Source organism: Faecalibacterium tardum (genome assembly GCF_040096515.1).
GTDB lineage: Bacteria > Bacillota > Clostridia > Oscillospirales > Ruminococcaceae > Faecalibacterium > Faecalibacterium tardum.
In genome coordinates, this window is sequence record NZ_JBBMEO010000079.1 from 1 (window position 1) to 2,473 (window position 2,473).

Sequence of the window (2,473 nt, forward strand, 5' to 3'; positions counted from 1 at the left end):
GTCCGTGCTGCGGAGATCAGTGCCGTGGGTAAGAGCATTTTCCAGCACGACCCCAAAGGCAAGGTGGCAGAAGCCTATAAATCTCTGACAAGGGAGGTGATGGCGAATGCCGAAAAACAGCTTAAACGTGTCGCTGAAAGGGGCAGATGACATTTTCTCCACGGAAGAATCCCGACAGGAGCAACAACGGGAACAGGTTCAGCAGATTCCCATCGGAGAGCTGTTTCCTTTCAAGAATCATCCCTTTAAGGTTTTGGATGATGAGTCCATGCAGCGCACGGTGGAAAGCGTGGAGCAGTACGGCGTACTGTCCCCACTGATTGCCCGTCCGCGCCCGGAGGGTGGCTATGAGATCATCTCCGGGCACCGCCGTCAGCACGCTGCACAGCTTGCCGGACTGGATGCGCTGCCGGTCATTGTCCGCAACATGGATGATGATGCCGCAGTTTTGCTCATGGTGGACAGCAATCTCCAACGTGAGAACATCTTGCCCAGTGAGCGGGCTTTCGCCTACAAAATGAAGCTGGAAGCTCTAAAAAATCAAGGTGCTAGGTCGGATTTAACTTCGGTGCAAGTTGCACCGAAGTTGAGCACCGAGAAAATCGGTGAAGAAGTGGGCATGAGTAAGGATAATGTCAAACGCTATATCCGCCTGACCAACCTTATCCCCGAACTGCTGGACATGGTAGACGAAAAGAAAATTGCCTTCAATCCCGCTGTGGAATTGTCCTATCTGGACGAAAGCCAACAGCGGGATTTTTTAGAGGCGATGAACGACACCCAGAATGCACCGTCCCTTTCCCAAGCGCAGCGGCTTAAAAAGCTGGCGCAGGAAGGGCACTTCTCGTATGACGTTGCCTTTGCCGTCATGGGAGAAGAAAAAAAGGACGAGCTGGACAAGGTAGTCATCAAAAACGATACCCTGCGGAAATACTTTCCTCGCAGCTACACCCCGAAACAGATGGAGGACACCATCATCAAGCTGCTGGAACAGTGGCAGCGTAAACAGCAGCGGCAGAATGAACGCTGATACACCTTTTGAGCGTAAGACCCGACCGGGTCTTTCTTTTTTGCAAAAATTTGGAGGAAACCCACTATGAATACTACCATTGATCTCAAGACCGCAAAGACCATCGAAGCTATGAACCAGAAAATCAACCACATGGACAATGCTGTGACCGACTTCTTCAATAAGATGAGCGATGTGCTGGAGCGGCAGCTCGGCGATGATGAAGTTTACGCCGCTGTGATTGCCCCGGAGATTGAACTGACCATCACTCCGCTGGCGAACGTTCGCAGTTATCTGCCCTGCTTCGATGAAGCAGATTCCTGCTACAGCATCAGCGAAGATGTGCCGCTGGCTCTCTGTTACGACCCTCGTCAGGTCATCACACTGGCTGGCAAGCGGTATCTGTCCGGTGCCGTTGTCTTTGTTCGCTACGATACCAATGGCAGCTTTGTTGCCCTTACCACCAGTGACCTGTATCTGATCCAGTGTTATCTGGGCGAGAACAGCGTCCCTCTGATGGCTGGCCGCGAGAAGATGGTCTGCATCTGCATTGACTGAGAGGTGCAGCATGGATACCGAAATGACCCGCTATGAGAGTTTCGCAGAAGTCACGGAGGACTTTTACTGTTCCGCCGTTGATGTTTTGAAGATTCTGGTTCTCCGTCTGCACGACTACCATGCTCGTTGCTTCCATTCTCTGCGGGATGCTCTGTACGACTATTTTTCTACCGATGCCGCACCGCATACTCATGCCAATGTTTCCACTAAGCATACCGTCACCGCGTCTAGCGCTCCTCGTCCTCCCTGAGAGGATTCTTCTCACAGTTCAGTCAATGTAGGAGGTTTGCTATGAATTTTATTTATTCGTTTATCATTTTTGAAGCTGGTGCCTTTTTCGGCTTCTTTGTGGCAGCTCTGTTGAACGCCGCGCGTGCTGGGCAGGAAATCACTATCAAATTCGAGGAGGAAGATAATGGAACAGACCGAGAACACCTTGTCGGTGCTGAAAATTGCGCCGGGGCAGTATCCGCAGCAGGTCGAGATCGATAACGACCTGAAAGCATTGCAGCAGGCTGTCGGCGGCTCCATCGGCGCAAGCTACCCTTTTGAAGATCCGGTTGCCATCGTCTATAACGATGACGGCAAGCTCATGGGACTGCCGTTGAACCGTGCCTTATGGGACGAGGACGGGCTGATGTACGATGTTATTGCCGGGACCTTTTTGGTGGTAGGTCTGGGTGAGGAGGATTTTGTATCGCTCTCCCCGGAGCTGGCGCAGAAGTATGAAGAAGAATTTCATCAACCCGAAGCCTTTCTTCCTCTGGGGCGTCGCCTGATAGTCATTCCGGTTCCGGATGAATCGGTTCAGAATGACGCAGAGAAGGCCGTAAACAAGCCCCCGGTGGAACATGACCGCTAAGACGATTTTCTGCACAGGAGGTGGTAACGATGCAGGAAGAAATC

General features: G+C 51.9%; 5 protein-coding genes and 1 pseudogene. All 6 read left to right on the forward strand.

Going from position 1 to position 2,473, the window contains the following annotated elements; genetic code table 11:
• Nucleotides 1-150: pseudogene (locus WMO44_RS14725) on the forward strand (ParA family protein); the annotation flags it as partial.
• Complete coding sequence (locus WMO44_RS14730) at nt 107-1,030, forward strand: ParB/RepB/Spo0J family partition protein (protein ID WP_349153023.1); 924 nt, start codon at nt 107-109, stop codon at nt 1,028-1,030. The pseudogene WMO44_RS14725 and the gene WMO44_RS14730, both read left to right, overlap by 44 nt.
• Nucleotides 1,031-1,096: 66 nt before the next feature.
• Nucleotides 1,097-1,567 carry a hypothetical protein gene (locus WMO44_RS14735; RefSeq protein WP_349153024.1) on the forward strand — a complete coding sequence of 157 codons (471 nt, stop codon included), beginning with the start codon at nt 1,097-1,099 and terminating at the stop codon, nt 1,565-1,567.
• A gap of 10 nt (nt 1,568-1,577) precedes the next feature.
• Entirely contained in the window at nt 1,578-1,817 is a 240-nt protein-coding gene (locus WMO44_RS14740) for a hypothetical protein (RefSeq protein ID WP_120081570.1), read from the forward strand.
• 41 nt (nt 1,818-1,858) lie between these two features.
• Nucleotides 1,859-2,059 carry a hypothetical protein gene (locus tag WMO44_RS14745; RefSeq protein WP_082210873.1) on the forward strand — a complete coding sequence of 67 codons (201 nt, stop codon included), beginning with the start codon at nt 1,859-1,861 and terminating at the stop codon, nt 2,057-2,059.
• Nucleotides 1,983-2,429, forward strand: a complete 447-nt coding sequence (locus tag WMO44_RS14750; protein ID WP_005924902.1) for a DUF3846 domain-containing protein — start codon at nt 1,983-1,985, stop codon at nt 2,427-2,429. The genes WMO44_RS14745 and WMO44_RS14750 overlap by 77 nt, the downstream gene beginning before the upstream one ends.
• Nucleotides 2,430-2,473: the final 44 nt, after the last annotated feature.